Source organism: Enterobacter sp. K510 (genome assembly GCF_055804875.1).
Genome location: NZ_JBNRLQ010000012.1, coordinates 75,416 through 98,285 on the forward strand (window position 1 = coordinate 75,416; position 22,870 = coordinate 98,285).

The 22,870-nt window shown below is 56.2% G+C and carries 20 protein-coding genes and 1 pseudogene; 11 read left to right on the forward strand and 10 right to left on the reverse strand.

Translation table 11 applies throughout. The features are described 5' to 3' along the window. Positions 1-83: 83 nt before the first annotated feature. Both ACQUTD_RS19005 and ACQUTD_RS19010 read right to left on the reverse strand, forming a co-directional pair. On the reverse strand, positions 84-1,079 hold the full coding sequence (locus ACQUTD_RS19005; protein ID WP_473277208.1) for a substrate-binding domain-containing protein: 996 nt from the start codon (positions 1,077-1,079) through the stop codon (positions 84-86). Positions 1,080-1,204: 125 nt separating this feature from the next. Continuing rightward, the gene (locus tag ACQUTD_RS19010) at positions 1,205-2,605 is read right to left on the reverse strand and encodes a carbohydrate porin (RefSeq protein ID WP_072571374.1); all 1,401 of its coding nucleotides are present in this window, start codon (positions 2,603-2,605) and stop codon (positions 1,205-1,207) included. Between the two features lie 547 nt (positions 2,606-3,152). Here ACQUTD_RS19010 and ACQUTD_RS19015 point away from each other — a divergent pair. From ACQUTD_RS19015 to ACQUTD_RS19030, 4 genes are read left to right on the forward strand one after another with little or no spacing between them, the layout of a single operon-like run. Then, complete coding sequence (locus ACQUTD_RS19015) at positions 3,153-3,599, forward strand: PTS fructose transporter subunit IIA (RefSeq protein ID WP_473277209.1); 447 nt, start codon at positions 3,153-3,155, stop codon at positions 3,597-3,599. A gap of 10 nt (positions 3,600-3,609) precedes the next feature. Next, the gene (locus tag ACQUTD_RS19020; RefSeq protein ID WP_473277210.1) at positions 3,610-5,055 is read left to right on the forward strand and encodes a PTS fructose-like transporter subunit IIBC; all 1,446 of its coding nucleotides are present in this window, start codon (positions 3,610-3,612) and stop codon (positions 5,053-5,055) included. Next, positions 5,045-6,106 carry an aminopeptidase gene (locus ACQUTD_RS19025; protein WP_473277211.1) on the forward strand — a complete coding sequence of 354 codons (1,062 nt, stop codon included), beginning with the start codon at positions 5,045-5,047 and terminating at the stop codon, positions 6,104-6,106. Before ACQUTD_RS19020 ends, ACQUTD_RS19025 begins: the two co-directional genes overlap by 11 nt. A gap of 9 nt (positions 6,107-6,115) precedes the next feature. Beyond that, positions 6,116-7,846, forward strand: a complete 1,731-nt coding sequence (locus ACQUTD_RS19030; protein WP_473277212.1) for a putative frv operon regulatory protein — start codon at positions 6,116-6,118, stop codon at positions 7,844-7,846. Positions 7,847-7,901: 55 nt separating this feature from the next. Here the strand turns inward: ACQUTD_RS19030 and ACQUTD_RS19035 are convergent, their stop codons facing one another. Together ACQUTD_RS19035 and fdhD are read right to left on the reverse strand one after the other, a co-directional pair. Further along, positions 7,902-8,114 carry a YdgH/BhsA/McbA-like domain containing protein gene (locus ACQUTD_RS19035; protein WP_072571379.1) on the reverse strand — a complete coding sequence of 71 codons (213 nt, stop codon included), beginning with the start codon at positions 8,112-8,114 and terminating at the stop codon, positions 7,902-7,904. Positions 8,115-8,244: 130 nt separating this feature from the next. Then, a complete protein-coding gene (gene fdhD / locus ACQUTD_RS19040; protein ID WP_072571380.1) occupies positions 8,245-9,048 on the reverse strand; it encodes a formate dehydrogenase accessory sulfurtransferase FdhD in 804 nt (267 codons plus the stop codon). A gap of 190 nt (positions 9,049-9,238) precedes the next feature. Between fdhD and fdnG the strand changes: the two genes are divergently transcribed. The 6 genes and pseudogenes from fdnG (at position 9,239) to ACQUTD_RS19070 (ending at position 15,502) form a co-directional block, all read left to right on the forward strand. Further along, positions 9,239-12,289, forward strand: a complete 3,051-nt coding sequence (gene fdnG, locus ACQUTD_RS19045) for a formate dehydrogenase-N subunit alpha (protein ID WP_473277213.1) — start codon at positions 9,239-9,241, stop codon at positions 12,287-12,289. A gap of 12 nt (positions 12,290-12,301) precedes the next feature. Further along, the gene (gene fdxH / locus ACQUTD_RS19050) at positions 12,302-13,204 is read left to right on the forward strand and encodes a formate dehydrogenase subunit beta (RefSeq protein ID WP_072571383.1); all 903 of its coding nucleotides are present in this window, start codon (positions 12,302-12,304) and stop codon (positions 13,202-13,204) included. Beyond that, positions 13,201-13,836, forward strand: coding sequence for a formate dehydrogenase cytochrome b556 subunit (gene fdoI, locus ACQUTD_RS19055; protein ID WP_072571384.1), 636 nt, complete (start codon positions 13,201-13,203; stop codon positions 13,834-13,836). The genes fdxH and fdoI overlap by 4 nt, the downstream gene beginning before the upstream one ends. Next, complete coding sequence (gene fdhE / locus ACQUTD_RS19060) at positions 13,833-14,762, forward strand: formate dehydrogenase accessory protein FdhE (RefSeq protein WP_072571385.1); 930 nt, start codon at positions 13,833-13,835, stop codon at positions 14,760-14,762. Before fdoI ends, fdhE begins: the two co-directional genes overlap by 4 nt. A 221-nt stretch (positions 14,763-14,983) precedes the next feature. Next, positions 14,984-15,226 (forward strand): type II toxin-antitoxin system ParD family antitoxin, encoded by a 243-nt coding sequence (locus tag ACQUTD_RS19065; protein ID WP_473277214.1) that lies wholly within the window; start codon positions 14,984-14,986, stop codon positions 15,224-15,226. Then, positions 15,219-15,502, forward strand: a pseudogene (locus tag ACQUTD_RS19070) (type II toxin-antitoxin system RelE/ParE family toxin). The gene ACQUTD_RS19065 and the pseudogene ACQUTD_RS19070 overlap by 8 nt, the downstream one beginning before the upstream one ends. Positions 15,503-15,505: 3 nt before the next feature. Here ACQUTD_RS19070 and fabY read toward each other — a convergent pair. Genes fabY through yihX form a run of 4 tightly spaced genes read right to left on the reverse strand, consistent with a single transcriptional unit; the run spans position 15,506 to position 18,391 of the window. Further along, a complete protein-coding gene (fabY, locus tag ACQUTD_RS19075) occupies positions 15,506-16,447 on the reverse strand; it encodes a fatty acid biosynthesis protein FabY (RefSeq protein WP_072571388.1) in 942 nt (313 codons plus the stop codon). A gap of 44 nt (positions 16,448-16,491) precedes the next feature. Continuing rightward, the gene (gene dtd, locus ACQUTD_RS19080; protein WP_072571389.1) at positions 16,492-16,929 is read right to left on the reverse strand and encodes a D-aminoacyl-tRNA deacylase; all 438 of its coding nucleotides are present in this window, start codon (positions 16,927-16,929) and stop codon (positions 16,492-16,494) included. Beyond that, complete coding sequence (locus ACQUTD_RS19085) at positions 16,926-17,798, reverse strand: virulence factor BrkB family protein (protein ID WP_072571390.1); 873 nt, start codon at positions 17,796-17,798, stop codon at positions 16,926-16,928. Before ACQUTD_RS19085 ends, dtd begins: the two co-directional genes overlap by 4 nt. After that, a complete protein-coding gene (gene yihX, locus ACQUTD_RS19090; RefSeq protein ID WP_072571391.1) occupies positions 17,792-18,391 on the reverse strand; it encodes a glucose-1-phosphatase in 600 nt (199 codons plus the stop codon). Before yihX ends, ACQUTD_RS19085 begins: the two co-directional genes overlap by 7 nt. Positions 18,392-18,578: 187 nt before the next feature. Here yihX and ACQUTD_RS19095 point away from each other — a divergent pair, with 187 nt between their 5' ends. Then, complete coding sequence (locus tag ACQUTD_RS19095) at positions 18,579-20,108, forward strand: Fic family protein (RefSeq protein ID WP_473277215.1); 1,530 nt, start codon at positions 18,579-18,581, stop codon at positions 20,106-20,108. A gap of 3 nt (positions 20,109-20,111) precedes the next feature. On the opposite strand, the gene ACQUTD_RS19100 is transcribed toward ACQUTD_RS19095, so the two are convergent. Both ACQUTD_RS19100 and ACQUTD_RS19105 read right to left on the reverse strand, forming a co-directional pair. Next, on the reverse strand, positions 20,112-21,140 hold the full coding sequence (locus ACQUTD_RS19100) for a substrate-binding domain-containing protein (protein WP_473277216.1): 1,029 nt from the start codon (positions 21,138-21,140) through the stop codon (positions 20,112-20,114). Continuing rightward, entirely contained in the window at positions 21,113-22,861 is a 1,749-nt protein-coding gene (locus ACQUTD_RS19105; protein ID WP_473277217.1) for a solute:sodium symporter family transporter, read from the reverse strand. The genes ACQUTD_RS19100 and ACQUTD_RS19105 overlap by 28 nt, the downstream gene beginning before the upstream one ends. Positions 22,862-22,870 lie beyond the last annotated feature (9 nt).

Here is a 22,870-nt window from a genome sequence, read left to right on the forward strand (position 1 = left end):
CGTTGATCCGAAACGTTTCGGATGCCAACCAAAACGATTCGGATTTGTGATCGGCGTGGGAATTTACCGTAAAGAAAGGTGAGTCAGGCGGTGACGCCCGGACGGAATTCCGGCTGCCACAGTACCTGTAATGTGGCGAGATCGTCACCGGCAATCAGCCGCCGTACCATTCCGGCGATCTGACGGCCCACGCCCTGACGGGTGGACTGGATCACCGCCGCCACGTCCACATCAACAATGCTGTCGGCGGGCAGCCCGTCGTAGACGATCAGCGCGACGCGGTTGTCGCCCGTCAAGCGTCCGGCCTGCGCCAGCGCCATCGCCGCGCCGTCGCCGTGGGTGTTGCAGTCGGTGATAATGGCAGTGGGCGGCTGCGGCAGCGCCAGCAGTTCGCGCGTGGCGTTATAGCCTGCCCGGCGCGACGGCGGCATGACGCGCAGCCATTCACGGGAGAGGCCGCTTTCATTGAGCGCGTTGAGATAGCCGTTTCGCCGCTGGGTGATAAAAGCCTGGGTGTTGTTTTCCCCCAGCAGCGCAATACGCTGGTGACCCTGGTCAATCAGATGGCGGGTGGCGCGCCAGGTACCGGCATGATTATCGAAATCAAACCAGGCGTAAGGCTCGGAGAGCTGGCTGCGGCCCAGCGCCAGAAAAGGGAAACGCGCCGCCTGCAACTGCTCCAGACGCGGGTCGTTATCCAGCGTGTGGGCGACAATCAGCGCGTCCACGCGGCGACTCTGCACCATGCGCATATAGCTGTGCTTGTCCGCCAGATCGTCATCGGCAATCAGCAGCAGGTCGATTTCATGCTGCGCCAGTTCATGGCTGATCTCCCCCACCATATCCATGAAAACACTGTTATTAAGCGGTACGGGATGCACCGGAAATACCAGCCCGACGGCGTCGATTTTGCCCATTTTCAGGCGGCGGGCGAAGGTATTGGGACGATACCCCCGGCGCTGCGCTTCAGCCTCCACGCGGGCGCGCGTTTCCTGCGAAACATCGTCATAACCGTTCAGGGCGCGGCTGACGGTAGTTACCGACAGGCCCAGTTCTTTGGCGATAGCTTTTAACGACATAATTTTCCGTGTCAGAGGCTGAAGAATGCCGCTAGTGTCCCGCAACCTTATCAGGGCGTCCAGCCTCAAAATAAGCGCAAAAAATGCCTGCGGATGAAGGCAGGCATTTTCTGGCTTACGACAACTCAGAAATAGTATTTGAAGCGCACGCGCGCGCCGTAACGATCGTCGTCGTTATTGCTGCTGTTATCCACCGTGTCGCTGTCGAGAATGGAGTAGTAGGTCCCCAGATAGATATTAAAGTTCTTCATATTCATCACGTTCGGGATCTGATAAGAAGCAAAAATGGTGTGAATATCGTAAGTGCCTTCATCAAGGACGAAGTTGTCATCGTCGCCGATCACGCCGTCATAATCGGTTATTTTGTTATGGGCATAGACATAACCCAGCTCGAAGCGTTTCCACAGGGCGTTGATCCCGGCGCTGAAGTCCTGTTCATCCGTGGCGTCCATGTAGGCGCTGGTCAGGTTCACCACCACGCCGTTTTCCGGATCGGTTTTCAGCCCGTCCCAGGCCATACGCAGACCATAACCGGTGCGGTCAGACTGATCGACAAATTCACCCTGGCTATTAGTGTAACCGTAGGCGTTATTCACCACGTTGGTTTCCACGGCTGCCGCAAAGGTAAGTTCATCCTGCGACCAGGCAATCACCGGGCGCAGATAGGCGACGTTTTTCTGCTGTTCCATTTCACGGCCATGATAGAGCCTGCCGTCACCATCATCGTTATACAGCGAGGTGCCATCTTCCAGCAGCGTGTTCAGCTCGAAATACCAGTTGTCGATCTGCTTGCTCATCATAAAGCTACCGCCCGCATCGGAACGTCCGCGACCCTCTTTCATCATATAGATGTAGCCGCTGGTGTCGTCGTAGAGGTCGTTGGCGGTATTACCGGAATGCTCAACAAAGGTATCCTGATTGAGCGGGAACATGTCGAAGGCTTCGAAGCGCCCGACCTTCACTTTCCAGTCATTTTCCTGACCAAAGAAGAAAACGGCGTCATCAAGATCCATGGAGCCGGTCATGTCTGCCAGCGGCTGGGCGGAGAAACCGGCGAAATAGCCGTTATCCATTTTCCGCATGCCGTCAAAACCCACCAGAATACGGCCATTCAGGTCCCATTGTTCATTGGTGGGATCGTTGACGTTGGCATTGGTCATCGCCACCAGGCCATGTTTACTTTCGGCATCCATGTTGAATTCCACGTCGCCGTAAACTTTGATATCGCCATAGCCGGACAGCACCAGGTTCGGCGTGGCGGCATTGTTTTTCAGATCCTCCGCCGGTTGTTGGCCGTTTACCGGCGTGTTGCCCTGCGCCGCTTTAAGTTCGTTAATTTCCGCCGCCTGCTGCGTTTTTAATTGCTGCACCTGGCTTTCTGCCGCCGCCGCGCGGTTTTCCGCTGCCGCCAGACGTTCTTCAAGCTGCTGTAAACGCGCTTCAATACTGCTGGTGCTGGTTTTTGCCCAGCCCGAACCCGCAACCATACTTAACCCTATCGCCACTGCCAGGAGTGTTTTCTTCATTATTTGCATTCCTTGAAATAAAGTAGAGTTCGGTGTTGCTGTAATAAGCAACGCCGTGAGGTAATGGATATTTGCGATGAATAATATTTTTTATTTATTGATTAAAACGAAGCATAGAATTAATGAATATACTTACCACTATTCCTGTTCCGTAATATTATCAATACAGGCGCGAAAAATAGTATGCCCGCACCATGCTGATGTAAACGCTTACAATATAAGGATCGTGAGCGGGATAACATAAGCCGTAAAATTGCAATACTGCCCGGCGATAACTCATATGACAGCTAAATAAATACTAAGTTATTTATCAGACTGCTCCGGCAATTATTTATTTTTAATATGCCCGGGCTAATTAAAGGAAGCGGTAACCATTCGGGAAATTAATAATCTCTGTAATCAGCGAACGGATAAATAAACTGTGCCCCTTCCCGCAAATTTACCTTTTTGCTGCATGAAATATGTCATGCCTGGCGGACATATCTCCGCTCAGCGCCCTGCCCGCGGCCCCTTACAATCAGGTGAACGAGATCAACGGAGTGAAAAGATGGCGCACCTCACCGCAGACTGCATCAACCTTAACATCAGCGGCAACAGTGCCTATTCGGTGCTGAAAGCGCTGGCGGATATGGCCGAAAAACAGGGAGTGATCACCGATCGCAACGCCTTTTTACAAACCCTGCTGCTGCGCGAAAAAATGCACTCCACGGGCTTTGGCGCGGGCATTGCAGTGCCGCACGGCAAAAGCGCCTGCGTCAGGCGGCCTTTCGTGCTCTTTGCCCGCAAAGCGCAGGGCGTCGACTGGCAGGCCAGCGATGACGAACCCGTAAACTGCTGGATTTGCCTCGGCGTGCCGCAGGCGGGGGAAGAGGATCAGGTGAAAATGATCGGCACCCTGTGCCGCAAACTTATTCACGCGGATTTTATCGCACAGCTCAAACAGGGCGACAGCAGCCAGATCCTCACGCTGCTTAATCAGACGCTGAGTGAATAAGGAGCCTTCCATGGAGACATCATTACGCCTGGTGGCGATCACCAACTGCCCTGCCGGGATTGCGCATACATACATGGTGGCGGAAGCGCTGGAGCAGAAAGCCCGCGCCCTTGGCCATAGTATGCAGGTTGAAACCCAGGGCGCCAGCGGTGTGGAAAACCGTCTCAGCGATGAGGCTATTCGTGCGGCGGATTACGTCATTCTTGCCACCGGACGCGGCCTGAGCGCCGACGATCGCGCCCGTTTTGCGGGCAAGCGGGTGTATCAGATCCCGATTTCGCAGGCGCTGAAAAATATCGACCAGATCTTTACCGACTTACCGGCGCAATCGCAGCTTTTCGAAGCGGATAGCAGCGTTAAGCTCGGCAAACAGGAGGTGCAGCAGGGCAGCGTGATGAGCCACCTGATGGCGGGTGTTTCCGCCGCGCTGCCCTTTGTGATCGGCGGCGGTATTCTTGTCGCCATCGCCAATATGCTGGTGCAGATGGGGCTGCCCTATACCGATATGGCGAAAGGCGCGCCCTCTTTTACCTGGGTGGTGGAATCCATCGGCTATCTGGGTTTTACCTTTATGATCCCGGTGATGGGGGCCTATATCGCCGCCTCTATCGCCGACAAACCCGCCTTCGCCCCCGCGTTTCTGGTCTGCTATCTGGCGAATGATAAAGGCCTGCTGGGCACGCAGTCCGGCGCGGGTTTTCTCGGCGCGGTGGTGCTGGGGCTGGCGATAGGCTATTTCGTACTGTGGTTCCGCAAAGTTAAGCTCGGCAAGGCGTTACAGCCGCTGCTCGGCTCAATGCTTATCCCTTTCATCACGCTGCTGGTTTTCGGCGTGCTGACCTATTACGTGGTCGGCCCGGTGATGTCCGACATCATGGGCGGCCTGCTGCATTTCCTGAATACCATTCCGCCGTCGATGAAGCTTGGCGCGGCCTTTCTGGTGGGCGCGATGCTGGCGTTCGACATGGGCGGGCCGATCAACAAAACCGCGTGGTTCTTCTGCTTTTCGCTGCTGGAAAAACACATTTATGACTGGTACGCCATAGTCGGCGTGGTGGCGCTGATGCCGCCCGTCGCGGCGGGCATTGCCACTTATCTCGCGCCAAAACTGTTTACCACGCAGGAAAAAGCCGCCGCCAGTAGCGCCATCGTGGTGGGCGCCACCGTCGCCACCGAACCGGCCATTCCCTATGCGCTGGCCGCGCCGCTGCCGATGATTACTGCCAATACGATCTCCGGCGGCATTACCGGCATGCTGGTGATCGGCTTCGGGCTGCAACGCCTCGCGCCGGGGCTGGGGGTATTTGATCCGCTGATTGGCCTGATGTCTCCGGCGGGCTCCTTTTACCTGGTGCTGGGATGCGGGTTGATGCTGAATATCGTGCTGATCATTTTATTGAAAGGATTGTGGCTGAAACGTAAAGCCGCGCGACAGGAGGTTGCCCGTGAACACTGAATTACTGAAAAACCTGTGCGAAGCCAGCGCCGTCAGCAGCGATGAGCAGGAAGTGCGGCAGCTACTGATCGCCGCGCTGACGCCCCACGTCGATGACATCGTCTTTGACGGGCTGGGCAGCCTGATCGCCCGCAAAGGCACGCGCGGCCCGAAAGTGGCGGTGGTCGGCCATATGGATGAAGTCGGTTTTATGGTGACCCATATCAGCGAGCAGGGATTTATCCGCTTCGACACTATCGGCAGCTGGTGGAGCCAGTCGATGCTCAATCATCGCGTCACCATCCGCACCCGCCACGGCGAGAAAATCCCCGGCGTGATCGGCTCCGTCGCCCCCCACGCGCTCTCTGAAAAACAGAAGCAGCAGCCGCTGACCTTTGACGAGATGTTCATTGATATCGGGGCGGCAAGCGGCAATGAGGTAAAAAGCCGCGGCATCGCCATTGGCGATTTTATCTGCCCGGAGGCGAATTTCGCCCGCTGGGGCGAGGACAAAATCGTCGGCAAAGCGCTGGATAACCGCGCGGGCTGCGCGCTGATGGCGGAACTGCTGGCCTGCGTGAATAACCCGGACATCACGCTGTACGGCGTCGGCAGCGTCGAAGAAGAGGTTGGCCTGCGCGGGGCGCAAACCTCGGCAGAACGCATCAAACCGGATGTGGTGATCGTTCTGGATACCGCCGTGGCGGGAGATGTGCCGGGGATCGACAGCATCAAATACCCGCTGCGGCTGGGGGATGGCCCGGCGATGATGCTGTTCGATAAGCGCTATTTTCCGAACCAGAAACTGGTGCAGGCAGTAAAAGCGAGTGCGATGCGCAGCAATACGCCGCTACAGTGCTGCACCATGAAAACCGGGGCGACGGACGGCGGGCGCTATAACGTGATGGGCGGCGGGCGGCCCGTGGTGGCGCTCTGTCTGCCGACGCGCTATCTGCATGCCACCAGCGGGATGATATCCGCGCGGGATTACGCCGCCACCCTGATGCTGGTGCGCGATCTGCTGTTATCGCTGAATGCCGAAACCGTCCGCGCGCTGGCGGATTTTCACTGAGAACGCCTGATGCTCAACGAACGCCAGCTTGCGGTGCTGGAACATCTGGAAAACCACCCGCTGACGCTGGCGGAACTGGCGCGGCGGGCAGGCGTGTCGACGCGTACGCTGTTACGCGATGTGGATTACCTTAATCTGACGCTCAGCGGCCGGGCGCGCCTCGTCACCACCGGTAACGCCACCTGGCAGCTGGAAATTTTCGATCGCGCCAGCTATTTCCGGCTGTTGCAGCGCCACGACAACGACGATCGTCTGCTGGCGGTGCTGCTGCTTAACGCCTGTACCACCCGCCGCCAGCTGGCGGAGGCGCTTAACCTGCCGGAAACCTGGATCGGCGATAAGCTGGCGCGTCTGAAACAGCGCTGTGAAAAGCGCTTTACCATCGCCGCACGTCCCGGCGCGGGCTATTTTATTGCGGAGCCGGAAATGAAGCGGGTGCTAATTCTCGCCAGCCTGCTGAAAAAAGATCCCGCTCTGCTGGCGCTGCATGGCCGCTTTTCCACTGCGGGCGACGCGGTGGCGCTGGCGGCGTACCCTGATATTCCCCGCGATTATCTCTCCGGCATAATTCTGGCGGTGTATGCCCTGCGCCACCGGCTCGACGCCCCGCCGCCCGTCGGCGTCAGCGATGCGCTCGCCGCCTCTGTCAACGCTATGGGCCTGTCGCTGCATCTGCCTGCACTGCAAACCCTGACAGCTATTCTGGATACGCTGCAATCCCGCGCCAGTAAAGTGACCCCGCAGCGCATCGCAGCGTTACTCGAGCAGGTGCGCGATAACCATCCGCCCGCCATTATCGACGCCACGCTGATTGACAATCTGACCGGACATTTAATTCGCTGCGCCGCCACGCCGGTGTGGTTGACGGAAAGCCGCCAGAGCAGCCTTAACACGCTCAAAGCCGCCTGGCCCGCCGCCTTTGATATGAGCATCCGCTTTATCGCCCTGCTGCGCGAACAGCTGGACGTGACGGTGTTCGACAGCGATCTCATCGGCCTCTATTTTGCCTGTAGCCTGGAGCGCAACCAGACCGAACGCCAGCCACTGGTCCTGTTATCCGATCAGAACGCCATCGCCACCATCAACAAGATGGCCATCGAGCGCGAGGTGCTGAACTGCCGGGTGGTGATCGCCCGCAGCCTGAGTGAAGCAGACGAGTTGCTGCACAGCCTGTCGCCGGTGTGCATTATCAACAACAGCCATTTTCGCCCTGACGACAGCCTCAAAAACTGTCTGACCCTCAAAAACATGATCGGGCCTGCGGGCATCGCGCAAATAAAAGACGTGGTGGAAACGGCGTTCATTCGCCAGAACCTCACGCGGCTGTTTCCGTCGCAGGGCAGTTTTCATTATGCGAATACCCCGTCGCAAAGCTGGAGCGCGATCGTGCAGGCGGTATGCGGGCGACTCAGGGCGGCGGCGCGCATAAGCGAAGATGAAGCGGTGCGGCTGTGTGAACGTGAGCAGGAGGGCGAGAATTTGATTGTCAATCAGCTTGCCGTTCCCCACTGCTGGAGCGAGCATCGGGCGGCTTTTTGCGGCTATTTTATTACGCTGGCCCATCCGGTCATCATTAATCACGAGCCGGTGGCGCATATGCTGATCGCCTGTGCGAGCGCAACGGCACGACAGGAGCTGAAAATTTTTAGTTTTCTGGCAAGCGTGATGCATCGTTATCCGGCACAGCGGATCGCGGCATTAGCGGGTTATGAGGAGTTTATGGCGTTGATGCAGGCGTAATGCGGGGCGGGAAGCCTGTCCCCGCTCAGCAGAGCAGGGACAGCAGCTTTGGGACTTATTTATTCAGTTCGGCGGTCATGTGGATCTGGTTACCGGTGTAAGCTTCGGTAATTTTGTAAGACGATGCGCCAGCCTGTTGCGCTTTAGCCGCGATTTGCGCTTCTGCACCGGACAGCGTGGTGGCGGTGGCGGTCACTGACTGGGCAGCGAAAGCACCGAAAGAAGCGGTAAGAGCGGCAACTGCAACTAAAGTTTTGATGTTTTTCATGATGACTATCCTTCAGGTTAATTTGTTGGGGTAAGGCGTCTCGCCTTGATGTGATAAATACTAGACCTGTTTATCCCCAACGAATAGCGGAAGGATTTGCCGATAAACTTCAAAATTTTTGACGTTCTTTTCAGAGGCCTTTCAGGCGCTGCGGATGGGTGTAAATCGTCGCCCGGCCCGGCTTGCAAAATCCCACCAGCGTCAGATTGCAGCGCTCCGCGACCTCAACCGCCAGCGTGGTCGCCGCGGAGACGGCAAAGAGGATCTCAATGCCACACATGGCGGATTTCTGCACCATTTCATAGCTGGCACGACTGGAAACCAGCGCCGCGCCCGGCCGCCAGGCTTCACCTTCCTGCGCCCGACGCCCGAGCAGTTTGTCCAGCGCCACATGCCGCCCCACATCTTCATGCCCGCCCGCCAGTTCCCCGGAGGGCAGCAGCCAGGCCGCCGCATGGGTACAGCCGGTCAGTTTGCCCACCGGCTGGAAATCGGTGAGATGGCGCAGGGCGTCATCCAGCAGGGCAAGATCGAAGGTCTGGGTAAAGGGCAGCGGCGCGACCGGTTTGCCGATGTCATTGAGTTGCTCCACGCCGCAAACGCCGCAACCGGTGCGCCCGGCCAGCGCCCGACGACGCTCTTTCAGCCCCATAAAGCGGCGGCTGGAGAGTTCGATTTGCACTTCCAGACCATTGCAGACCGGCACCACGTCCATACCGTAGATCTCGTTGGGGGCCTCAATAATCCCTTCCGATAACGAAAAGCCGAGGGCGAATAGCGGCAGATCTTTGGGCGAGGCCATCATCACCACGTGGGAGATGCCGTTATATACCAGCGCGACGGGCACCTCTTCTGCCAGCACGTCGGGCTGTGAATGATGCAAATCCTCACGCTTCCACAGCGCGACGGATCGTGATCCGATGAGAGCAGTCACATTTTCCTCTTAATTTACGGCACAAATTGTTCACTAATTGTTAACCAAGCCGGAACAGGCCTAATTACAATGTGGTATTCTTGCGGCAATCCCCGCCTCAAAACAGGGGATCCCGTAATTCTGAACCTTTGCGGCGCGTGCCGCAAAGTATAAGTACGTGAGTAAATGTCGAAATAACGAAGGAGTGACCATGCAGGTCAGCAGAAGGCAGTTCTTTAAGATCTGCGCTGGCGGTATGGCAGGCACGACGGCAGCAGCGCTGGGCTTTGCCCCTGGCGTAGCGCTGGCGGAAACGCGGCAGTATAAACTGTTGCGCACCCGCGAAACCCGAAACACCTGCACATATTGCTCTGTCGGCTGTGGGCTGTTGATGTACAGCCTCGGCGACGGCGCGAAAAACGCGAAAGCTTCCATTTTCCATATCGAAGGCGACCCGGATCACCCGGTAAACCGCGGCGCACTGTGCCCGAAAGGCGCAGGTCTGGTGGACTTTATCCACTCCGAATCGCGCCTGAAATATCCGGAATATCGCGCACCAGGTTCTGATAAATGGCAGCGTATCAGCTGGGAAGAGGCGTTTGATCGCATCGCTAAGCTGATGAAAGAAGATCGTGATGCCAACTATATTGCGAAAAACGCAGAAGGCACCACCGTCAACCGTTGGCTCTCGACCGGTATGCTTTGCGCATCCGCCGCCAGCAACGAAACCGGCTATTTATCCCAGAAATTTACCCGCGCACTCGGCATGTTAGCCGTCGATAACCAGGCGCGTGTCTGACACGGACCAACGGTAGCAAGTCTTGCTCCAACATTTGGTCGCGGTGCGATGACCAACCACTGGGTCGACATGAAGAACGCCAACCTCATCGTGGTGATGGGTGGGAATGCGGCAGAAGCGCATCCGGTGGGATTCCGCTGGGCGATGGAAGCCAAAATCCATAACGGCGCGAAGCTGATTGTGATTGATCCGCGCTTTACGCGCACGGCCTCGGTCGCCGATTTCTATGCGCCGATCCGCCCCGGTACTGACATTGCCTTCCTGTCAGGCGTGATCCTGTACCTGCTGAACAACGAAAAATACAACCGCGAATATACCGAAGCCTATACCAACGCCAGCCTGATCGTGCGTGAAGATTTCGGCTTCGAGGATGGCCTGTTTACCGGTTATGACCCGGAAAAACGCCAGTACGACCGCGCGACCTGGAACTACGAGCTGGATGAACGTGGCTTTGCGAAACGCGACACCACGCTGACGCATCCGCGCTGCGTTTGGAACATGATGAAGAAACACGTCTCCCGCTATACGCCGGACGTGGTTGAAAACATCTGTGGTACGCCAAAAGCCGACTTCCTGAAAGTCTGCGAATACATTGCGGAAACCAGCGCGCACGATAAGACCGCCTCCTTCCTGTATGCCCTCGGCTGGACGCAACACTCCGTCGGCGCGCAGAACATTCGTACCATGGCGATGATCCAGCTGCTGCTCGGCAACATGGGGATGGCAGGCGGCGGCGTTAACGCCCTGCGCGGTCACTCCAACATTCAGGGTCTGACCGACCTCGGCCTGCTGACGCAAAGCCTGCCGGGTTACATGACGCTGCCGAATGACAAACAGGCCGATCTGCAAACTTATCTGGCGGGTAATACCACCAAACCGCTGCTGGAAAATCAGGTCAACTACTGGAGCAACTACCCGAAATTCTTCGTCTCGCTGATGAAAGCCTTCTATGGCGACAAAGCGACGGCAGAGAACAACTGGGGCTTTGACTGGTTGCCGAAGTGGGATAAAGGCTACGACGTTCTGCAATATTTCGAGATGATGAACGAGGGCAAGGTCAACGGCTATCTTTGCCAGGGCTTTAACCCGGTCGCCTCTTTCCCTAATAAAAACAAAGTGATCGCGTCGCTGTCGAAACTGAAATTCCTGGTGACTATCGATCCACTGAACACCGAAACCTCTACCTTCTGGCAGAACCACGGTGAGCAGAACGACGTGGATCCGTCCACCATTCAGACCGAAGTGTTCCGTCTGCCGTCCACCTGTTTCGCGGAAGAAAACGGCTCTATCGTTAACTCCGGTCGCTGGCTGCAATGGCACTGGAAAGGCGCGGACGCCCCAGGCGAAGCGCTGAACGACGGCGAGATCCTGGCGGGAATTTTCATGCGTCTGCGTAAGATGTATGCCGCAGAAGGCGGGGCGAATCCGGAACAGGTGCTGAACATGTCCTGGAACTACCTGACGCCGGAAAACCCGTCGGCGGAAGAAGTGGCCATGGAAAGCAACGGCAAAGCGCTGGCGGATATTATCGATCCGGTCACCGGCGATGTGCTGGCGAAAAAAGGCAACCAGTTGAGTTCCTTTGCGCACCTGCGTGACGATGGCACCACCTCCAGCGGCTGCTGGATCTTCGCCGGTAGCTGGACGCCAGATGGCAACCAGATGGCGCGCCGCGATAACGCCGATCCATCGGGCCTCGGCAATACGCTGGGCTGGGCATGGGCGTGGCCGCTGAACCGCCGCATCCTGTATAACCGCGCCTCCGCGGACCCGCAGGGTAAACCCTGGGATCCGAAACGCCAGCTGTTGTCTTATGCCAACGGCAAGTGGGTCGGGGCCGATATTCCGGACTACAACACCGCGCCGCCGGGCAGCGATGTGGGCCCGTTTATCATGTTGCAGGAAGGTGTGGGCCGTCTGTTCGCGATGGACAAAATGGCCGAAGGTCCGTTCCCGGAACACTACGAGCCGTTTGAAACGCCGCTGGGCACTAACCCGTTGCACCCGAAAGTGATTTCTAACCCGGCCGCCCGTATCTTTAAAGGCGACGCGGATGCGTTAGGAAAAGCGGATAAGTTCCCGTATGTCGGCACCACGTACCGTCTGACCGAGCATTTCCACTACTGGACCAAGCACGCATTGCTGAACGCCATTGCGCAGCCGGAGCAGTTCGTGGAGATCGGCGAGAAACTGGCGGGCAAGCTGGGCATCGCCCAGGGCGATACCGTGCGCGTATCTTCTAACCGTGGCTATATCAAAGCCAAAGCGGTGGTGACGAAACGTATTCGTACCCTGAACGTGAACGGTCAGCAGGTCGACACCATCGGCATCCCGATCCACTGGGGTTATCAGGGCGTGGCGAAGAAAGGCTTTATCGCCAACACGCTGACGCCGTTTGTCGGTGATGCAAACACGCAAACGCCGGAGTTTAAGGCGTTCCTCGTGAACGTGGAAAAGGTGTAACGGAGACGACTTATGGCTTATCAATCGCAAGATATTATTCGTCGTTCCGCGACCAACGGTTTCACCCCTGCGCCTCAGGCGCGGGATCACCAGCTTGAAGTGGCGAAGCTCATCGACGTCACCACCTGCATCGGCTGTAAAGCCTGTCAGGTGGCCTGTTCGGAGTGGAACGACATCCGTGACGAGGTGGGGCATAACGTCGGGGTGTATGACAACCCGGCGGATCTGACCGCCAAATCCTGGACGGTGATGCGTTTCTCGGAAGTGGAGCAAAACGACAAACTGGAATGGCTGATCCGTAAGGACGGCTGTATGCACTGCGCCGATCCTGGCTGTCTGAAAGCCTGTCCGTCTGAAGGGGCGATCATTCAGTACGCCAACGGCATCGTCGATTTCCAGTCGGAACAGTGTATCGGCTGCGGCTACTGCATCGCAGGCTGTCCGTTTGACGTACCGCGCATGAACCCGGAAGACAACCGCGTCTACAAATGCACCCTGTGCGTGGACCGCGTAACGGTCGGCCAGGAGCCGGCGTGCGTGAAAACCTGTCCGACCGGGGCTATCCACTTTGGCTCCAAAGAGGATATGAAAAACCTGGCGGGCGAGCGTGTGGCCGAGCTGAAAACGCGCGGCTACGACAACGCAGGCCTGTACGATCCGGCTGGCGTTGGCGGTACTCACGTGATGTACGTTCTGCACCACGCTGATAAACCGAATCTTTACCATGGCCTGCCGGAGAACCCGGAAATCAGCGCCACGGTGAAATTCTGGAAAGGCATCTGGAAACCGCTCGCGGCTGTCGGCTTTGCGGCAACCTTCGCGGCCAGCATCTTCCACTACGTCGGTGTCGGTCCGAACCGCGCAGAGGAAGAGGATGACAATCTGCATGAAGAGAAAGACGAGGTGCGCAAATGAGAAAACGTGACACCATCGTGCGCTACACCGCGCCGGAACGCATTAACCACTGGGTCACCGCCTTCTGCTTCGTGCTGGCGTCGGTGAGCGGGCTGGGCTTTTTCTTCCCGTCCTTTAACTGGCTGATGCATATTCTCGGTACGCCGCAGCTGGCGCGCATCCTGCACCCCTTCGTGGGTGTGGTGATGTTTGCCTCTTTTATCATCATGTTTTTCCGCTACTGGCACCATAACCTTATCAATCGCGACGATATTTTCTGGGCGAAGAACATTCGCAAGATCATCGTGAACGACGAGGTGGGCGATACCGGGCGTTATAATTTCGGCCAGAAGTGCGTGTTCTGGGCGGCAATTATTTTGCTGGTGCTGCTGCTGGTTAGCGGGGTGATTATCTGGCGTCCGTACTTCGCGCCGGTCTTCTCCATTCCGGTGATCCGATTTGCCTTAATGCTGCATTCATTTGCCGCAGTAGGGTTAATTGTGGTTATCATGGTGCATATCTACGCCGCCCTATGGGTTAAAGGCACCATAACCGCGATGGTGGAAGGCTGGGTAACCAGCACGTGGGCAAAGAAACATCACCCGCGCTGGTACCGTGAAGTCCGCCAGAAAGAGGATAAGTCACCTGAATGAGTATTCGCATAATCCCGCAAGATGAGCTGGAAAAAAGCGAGAAACGCGCGGCGGATATGATCCCGCCGCTGCTTTTCCCCAGGCTCAAAAATCTCTATAACCGCCGTGCTGAGCGGCTGCGTCAACTGGCGGAAAGCAATCCGCTTGGCGATTATCTGCGCTTTGCCGCGCTGATCGCCCACGCGCAGGAAGTGGTGTTGTACGACCATCCGTTACAGATGGATCTCACCGCCCGCATCAAAGAAGCCAACGACCAGGGCAAGCCGCCGCTGGACATTCATGTCCTGCCGCGCGATACGCACTGGCATAAGCTGCTGCATTCGCTGATCGCCGAACTGAAACCGGAGATGAGCGGTACGGCGCTGGCGGTGATAGAGAATCTGGAAAAAGCCTCGTCCCAGGAGCTTGAGGCGATGGCCAGCGCGCTCTTTGCGACGGATTTTGCCTCCGTCAGCAGCGATAAAGCGCCCTTTATCTGGGCAGCGTTATCACTGTACTGGGCGCAGATGGCCAGCCTGATCCCCGGCAAAGCCCGCGCGGAATATGGCGAACAACGCCAGTTCTGCCCGGTGTGCGGCTCGATCCCGGTTTCCAGCATGGTACATATCGGCACCACCCAGGGGCTGCGTTATCTGCACTGCAACCTGTGTGAAACCGAGTGGCATGTGGTGCGCGTGAAGTGCAGCAACTGCGAGCAAACGCGCGATCTGCATTACTGGTCGCTGGACAGCGAGCAGTCGGCCATCAAAACCGAAACCTGCGGGGATTGCGGTACTTACCTGAAAATTCTGTATCAGGAAAAAGACCCGAACGTCGAGCCGGTGGCAGACGATCTGGCCTCGCTGGTGCTGGACGCGCGCATGGAGCAGGAAGGCTTTGCCCGCAGCTCCATCAACCCGTTCCTGTTCCCGGGTGAAGGCGAGTAAATAGCCGTAGTTATAAAAGCCCGCCCTGTGCGGGCTTTTTTATTGCGTTCGCGCTGCTTTGCGAGGCGCTTTCAGAAATCGTGATCACACTTTTACATCCCTTACGCATCCGGCTATAACGCTGTGGATTGGGAGCGTGGCGTGGTGGATTTTCCATGCGATCGTTCCGGTTTAAGACCCGGAGTGCTATCTTGTGTTAATAGATAACACAGGAGGAAAAAATGCCCAGAACAACCAGCATAACGATTGGGGACCATTTAGATCGTTTTATTAGCGAGATGATTGAAAGCGGGCGTTATGGTTCAACCAGTGAGGTAGTACGTTCTGCGTTACGTTTGCTGGAAGAGCAGGAGTTGCACAATGGTAAGTTACGCGAAGCACTGGAAAAGGGACTTAACAGTGGTGAAAGCGCATTAACTTTGCAGGAAATTGCGACAAGGAAAAAACGCAGCTTAAATGTATAAACTTTCCAGGCTGGCCGCCGAGGATTTTGGTGCGATTTATGAATATTCCTGGCGTCAATTTGGCCCATTGCAGGCAGATAAGTACACCGCTGAACTGGATACGTTTCTGATGCTACTCGCCAAAACCCTTTGATGGGGCGCGAGATAAATATTATTGAAGATGTTCGTCGCTACGATCACGGTCAGCATGCCATTTTTTATCAGATGCAGAATGACGGGATTTTTATTGCCCGCATTCTGCATCAACAAATGGACCCTTTGAAACATCTGAAATGAATCCTACTCTTCCTCGTTGCCGCCCTCTTCCAGCGGCCCGAAAGGTTTGGCGGGCAGAACGATATAGATGCCTTCAAAAATAGCGCCCGCTTTATCGTCGCCGAAGAGTTCGACCTGAAGCTGGACGCGGGATTTACGGCCACGGGCCAGACGATCCAAATCGCCGCTGAGCGAGCCTAAATCCGCAACGGCGCTCGGACGTCCGCTGATCGGCTGGCTGTAACGAATATGCGCATCCGCCAGAATAATGGTGCCGCCCAGATGACGCTCGCGCAGCATCAGCCAGATCAGCCCCCAGCCGGTGAGCGTGGCAAGTGAGAACAGACTGCCTGCAAACAGCGTGTTATGCGGGTTCTGATTGCCCGTCTCCGGCATGGTGGTAATAAATTTTTGCCCGGTGTACTGCTGGATGCGCACGCCCATTTTTTCACTGAGCGGAATATGCTGATACCAGGCCTGCTGCAACTGCCCGCACCAGTCGCCGCGATGCAGAATATCATCGAGCGAGGCGACGGGTTTTACCATCAAAAAATGGCGCAAAGGCGTGGTCTGCGGCGCGGTGATCTCGCCTTCGTTCACAAAGCCGAGCTTGGCGAAAAACTCCACCGCGTCTTCCCGCGCGCTACAGGTGACGCGCTTTACGCCCTCCTGCCGGGCCACGGATTCCAGCGTCATCGCCATCAGCGTGCCAAGGCCTTTGTCCTGCACACTCGGATGTACCGCCATAAAGCGGATCGAGGCTTCATTGTCGGCATTGATATACAGTCGCCCGACGGCCACCAGCTTGCCGTCTTCGTCCATCACCATCTGGTGATGCGCCATCGCATCCCAGGCATCGCGCTCGGAGCCGCGCGGCTGGCGCAGCGGCTTACGCAGCATTTCCCAGCGAAAAGCGTAGTAACGTTCTAATTCTTCTTCTGTCTGCGGTACGCGTAGGTGGTACATAGCGGTATTCTCTCTTGTTGACCGGGGCAACACCGCAAGCTGACTCATACCTGGAGCCAGAACGTTACGGGGCCGTCATTCACCAGCGAAACCTGCATATCGGCAGCGAATCGTCCGGTTTGCGTCACCATATCGAGGCTGCGGCAACGCGACACGAAATAGTCATACAGCGCTTCGGCACGCTCAGGTTCAGCGCCTTTTGAGAACCCCGGCCGCATGCCGCGGCTGGTATCGGCCGCGAGGGTGAACTGCGACACCACCAGCACGCTGCCGCCAGCCTGTTTAACGTTGAGGTTCATCTTGCCGTCAGCGTCGCTGAACACACGATAGCCGAGCACCCGTTCGCACAGGCGGTCGGCTTTTTGCTCGTCGTCATCCTTTTCGACACCTAATAACACCAAAAGTCCCGGGCCGATTTCACCCGTCACTTCATCCTCCACGCTGACGCTGGCGCGGCTAACACGTTGAATCAATGCAATCATGGTTGGTCTGCTTGTGCTTCTTCTGCGGCTTCTTTGAGTTTGCGGTATTCCCCGAGAGTGACAGTTATTTCCGCGCCAAGCAAGACGATACACCACGTCCAGTACACCCAGAGGAATAAAATCGGCACCACTGCCAGCACGCCATAAATCAGCTGATAAGAGGGGAACATGGTGATGTAGAGGGCAAAAGCTTTTTTGCCCAGCTCGAATAACAGAGCGGCGACCAGCGCACCGACAAGGGCATCGCGGTTCGGTACGCGCGTGGTCGGCACGATGCTGTACAGCAGCCAGAACGACAGCCAGGAGAGGATCAGCGGGAAAATCCGCAGCACGTCGTCAATCACGCTGTCGAGATCGCTCACCCAGCGCAGGGAGAGCAGATAGGAACTGATGGCAAGGCTCGCGCCCGCCAGCAGCGGCCCCAGCGTCAGGATCATCCAGTACACCGCGAAGGAGTAAACCTTCGGCCGTACCCGTTTGCTGCGCCAGATGACATTAAGCGCGCTGTCAATGGCATACATTAACAGTAAAGAGGTAACGATCAGCCCGCATGCCCCCACCGCCGTCATTTTGCTGGAGTTAGCGACAAACTGTTCGATGTAACGCTGGATCACATCCCCGGTGGCGGGCATGAAGTTGGCAAAAACAAAATGCCGTAGCTGGATACTGACGTCATTGAACATGGGAAAGGCGGCGAAAAGCGCGAAAATCACCGCCACCAGCGGCACCAGCGAGAGCAGGGACACATAGGCGAGATTCCCCGCCAGCGTCGTCATATTGTCTTCATCAATACGCTGCCAGAGCAATTTGAGCCAGGCCACCACCGGTCGGGTGTGATGCCTGGCTTTATGATGAACGGTTTTTAACATAACTGCTTCGCAAAATAGGTCGGGAGAGTGTCTTTACCGGTCACCAGAATGGAGGTGATCCCCAGCTGGTTAGCGCCTTCTATATTATCGGCGTTATCGTCAAAAAAGACCGTATCGGCGGCGCTAAATCCTTCGGCCTGTAACACCGCCTGATAAATTCGCGCTTCGGGTTTACGCATCCCCATATCCTGGGAGAGATAAATATGATCGGCGGCGGCTTTAATTTCCGGGTATTCCTCCGGCCAGAAAGTCGTGTGCAGACGATTGGTGTTGGACAGCACCACCACGCGGTGCCCCTGGGCGCGCAGCTTATGCATGATGTCGATCACCTCCGGGCGCAGCGCAACAAACACCGCCTGCCAGCCGTGGGAAAATTGCTCGTAGCTGAGGGGGAGATCCATTTCCCGGCACAGCGCTTCGGCAAAGGCTTCATCGGTGATCTCCCCGCGCTCATGCTGATGGAAAGCCTCGCCCATGGTGAAGCTCTGCTTGAGCGTCGCCAGCGGCACCCGGCTGAAATCGCTCCATGCGCCCAGCACCCGATTGAAGTCAATATCGACAATCACATTACCTAAATCAAAGATATAGAGCATTTCCCTCTCCTTATCAGCCGTGGAAGGATAACTGTAGCGGGAAATGATGAGGGTGAACAGTCGGGCAGTGCGGGCTGTGTACGGGATCGGCATATCACTCACAAAACGGGCAGACAGTCAGGTTTCGCCTGTATATTCTCTCTTAAGCTCTTTACCTTTACGCTGCTTATCGCAATAACACCTTTTTATGGGACCACAGAATGGAAACGAAACTCCCTATAAATATCAACGATCTGCTTTCGAAGCGAACCGTAGAAAGCGAGCGAATCGAATACAAAAGTGGTTGGAACCCGGAATCCATAGTATTTGCGCTTTTGCGAATGATTTTCATAATCTCGGTGGCGGCTATATTGTTATCGGGATCGAAGAGCAAAATGGTCAGCCCGTTCTGCCGCCCGCGGGATTGAAGTCGGAGCAAATAGACAGGATCCAGAAAGAGCTGCTTAGCCTGGGCCATTCTGCCATCGTTCCGGCTTACCATCCTTTAAGTGCTGTATATCGTTATATGGATAAAGACATTCTGGTGCTGTGGGCACCGGGAGGAGAATCACGGCCTTATAAATCGAAAACGACCCTGTCCGATAAAAAGAATGAATGGGCATGGTATATCCGAAAACACACCAGTACGAAAAAAGCGACCGCAGATGAAGAACATGAATTAATGGGGCTAGCCGCATCGGTTCCTTTTGACGATCGCTACCGGCTGTCGGCATCTATGCAGGATTTATCCCCGCGGCTCATTCAGGACTATCTCAAGTTGATTGGCAGCGAGCTGGCCACCGGGCAGGAAGCATTTAATATTGATGATATAAGCCGCAGGATGAATATCGCTGGGGGGCCTGTTGAAGCGATATGCCCAAAAAACGTTGGCCTGTTGTTTTTTAATGAGGCTCCCGCCCATTTTTTTCCTGCAACCCAAATAGATGTCGTTTACTTTCCTGATGGCCCGGCAGGGGATCGTTTTGAGGAAAAAATCTTCTCTGGCCCGCTCGATAAAATAACACGCGACGCATTAAGCTATATAAACCGCAATTATATTAAAGAGATAGTGATCAAGCATGATGACAGGGCGGAGGCACAGCGCTTCTGGAATTTCCCGTTTGCCGCTGTCGAGGAAGCGGTAGTTAATGCGGTGTATCATCGTTCTTATGAAATAAGGGAACCGATTGAAATACGCATCACTCCGGAGGAACTGGTGGTGTTAAGTTTTCCCGGCCCCGATCGGTCAATTCGCCTGCCAGATCTGCAACAAGGCAAAGCGGTAAGTCGACGCTATCGTAATCGCCGTATTGGCGAATTTCTGAAAGAACTGGATCTTACTGAAGGGCGTTCAACGGGTGTTCCCAAAATATTACGTGCAATGAACAAAAATGGTTCGCCACCGCCCATCTTTGATACTGATGAAGAGCGCTCTTTTTTCCTGACGCGTTTAAGTGTGCACCCCAATGCGCTTACCCCGGAAGTCACCACGGAAGTCACCACGGAAGTCACCACGGAAGTCACCCCGGAAGAAAGGCTATGCCGGGCGCTAAAAGGAGAGATGACCCGTGTGCAGTTGCAACAAGCATTAGGCCTTAAAAATGCTGAACATTTTCGTATAAATTTTCTCCTGCCTGCCCTGAACGCCGGCCTGGTAGCGATGACCATCCCGGACAAACCACGCAGCAGCAAGCAACGCTACACCCTGACGGCAGCAGGAAAAAAGCGCATAGCCTGACTCTTAAAACGGCAGTCGCGTACTGCCGCGCGGCACGATCTCAAACCCCGCGTCGACGATATCGCCCTTCCAGCTGCGGTCGGCGCTCATACGCAGCATCATTTCCGCGGTGCGGGCGGCAATAATGCTGGCGTTGAGGTTCACGCTGGAAAGGGTCACCGGCGACAGCCAGGCGCTGGAGGGGAAATCCCCGTAGCCAAGAATACTCAGCTTTTCGGGTACGGCGATGCCGCGGCTTTGCGCTTCCATCAGCAGCGCGGTGGCAATGGCATCGCTGGTGCAAAATATGCCGTCCAGCCCGCGTGCTTTCACCAGCGTCGGGATGAGGATTTCCCGGCTGGCCTGCCAGATATTTTCCGCACGGGGAATATCCACCAGCAGGACGCTTTTCCCCTGCTCTTCCAGCGCGCGGCTGAAACCGGCGTAGCGAATTCGCGCCCGAATATCATCCTCAAAGCGGGTGGTGAAATACGCCAGCTCCTGACAGCCGGAATCCAGCAGAAAACGTGCCGCCGCATAGCCAATTTCGGTGTGATTATTGCCGACCTGCGCCGGGAACGCGCCGCCGTCCACCTGCCACATCTGCACCACCGGCACGCCGCTGTTGCGCAGCATCTTCAGCGTTGACGGTTTATGGTCTGCCCCGGCAATGGCGATCACCGCCGGGGACCATTGCAGAATCGAGCGGATCTGTTCTTCTTCTTTATCAAGGCTGTGATCGTGGGAGGCGATGGACAGCTGAAACCCCTGCGCGCTCACCGTCGATTCAATGCGCTGCACCACGTGGCTGAAAAAACTGTTCGCCAGCGACGGCAGCACAATCGCCATATTGCTGCTCTGTCCGCCGGTAAACTGGCTGGCGATTTTGTTGTGCACGTAGCCCAGGCTGTCGATAGCCGACTGAATTTTTTTGCCGGTTTTTTCCGACACGCGATCGGGCTGGCGGATATAAAGCGAAACCGTGGAGGGCGAGACGCCAGCCTTCCCGGCGACATCATCAAGTTTTACGATTTGGCGTGATCTCTGGCGCATTCCACTCCCGTCTTCTTATTTCGCGTTAACAGCCGCATCAGCAGCAACGCCCCGGCCCAGACAGCCGTAAGCCACCAGACGAAACTGTCAGGGATCCCCGTTTCCGCGGCAAGACCGAGCGGGGATAAGGTCATAAATATGCTGATTAAAACGGCCATCATGATAACACTTGCCGGGATGGCATAACGCCATTTTTCCATTGGTATTCTGGCGGGCGCCGCCTCCGGCTCCTCCCAGCGCGCAGGCCACAGATATCCCATCAGCAACAGGATCGCCAGTTCAATAACGAACAGCAGTCCCATCACGTGGATATAGTGCAGCGGAATAAATTTTTGCACCCCGCTGAAGGTATAGATCGCATAAACAACAATATGAAAAATCAGCACTGTTTTTGCCGCTCGCGCCGGTACGTTGCGCGTTAAAAATCCCGCCAGCACCAGAGTGATGATCGGGATGTTATAAAAGCCGGTAAAGCGGCGCATCAAATCAAAGATGCCGTTCGGCGTATGCAGCAGCAACGGGGCCAGCACAATAGACACCAGCGAAAACGCCAGCGAGGCGATTTTCCCCACCCGCACCAGTTTTGCCTCGTCCTGACAGCCGGTGAGGGGGCCATAGAGATCGATAACAAACAGCGTGGCGCTGGCGTTAATAATCGAATTGAAATGGCTGATCACCGTGCCGAAAATGGCGGCGGTGAACATCCCCGTCAGCCACCATGGCAGCAGCGCTTTGACCAGCGCCGGATACGCATAATCCGCATTGCTGAACACCGGGCCAAACAGATTGAAGGCGATCAGCCCCGGCAGCACCATCACCAGCGGCACCAGCAGTTTGATACTGCCCGCCAGCAGCACCCCCTTCTGACTTTCGGCCAGTGACGACGCGCCCAGCGTGCGCTGAATGATCATCTGATTAGTACACCAGTAGAACATATTGGCGCACAGCATCCCGGTAAATACCGTACTGAACGGCACGGACGCGGTTTCACTGCCGATGGCGTTCAGCTGCGCCGGATGGTTCAGCAGACGCGTTGCCCCGCTGATAAAAGCGCCGTCGCCCAGCGCGAACAGCCCCAGTACGGGGATCAGCAGCGCGGCGATCAGCAAAATCACACCGCTGATAGTGTCGGAGATGGCCACCGCTTTCAGGCCGCCCAGGGTGGCGTACAGCCCGCCAATTGCCCCCATCGCCAGTGCCAGCAGGCCAATGGCGCTCCAGGCGGGCAGATGAAAGAATGACTGAAAATCAAAGATTTCGTTCATGGTGAGCGCCCCCAGATAGAGGCTGCACGGGTTCGCCATCATCGCATAGCCCACCAGCAGCATAATGCTCACCATCCGCCGGGTCGTCTGATCAAAGCGCGTTTCCAGAAATTGCGGCAGCGTGGTCAGCCCACGACGCAAAAAGCGCGGCAGAAAAAAAAGCGCCATGATGATGGTCGCCACCGCAGCGGTGCTTTCCCAGGCCATGCCGCTGATATCAAAGCGATACGCATTGCCGTTCAGCCCCACCAGCTGCTCCGCCGACAAATTAGACAGCATCAGCGATCCGGCAATGAAATACCCCGACAACCCCCGCCCGGCGAGAAAAAAGCCGTCCACACCCGCTTCTGAAATGCCTTTGGTTTTGCGGTATGAGTATAGCGCTACGAAAATTAAGAAAAGTAAAAACGACGCGACAGAAAATAGCATCTGCATAACACCACCCTCCCTGAGCATGCGGTTCCA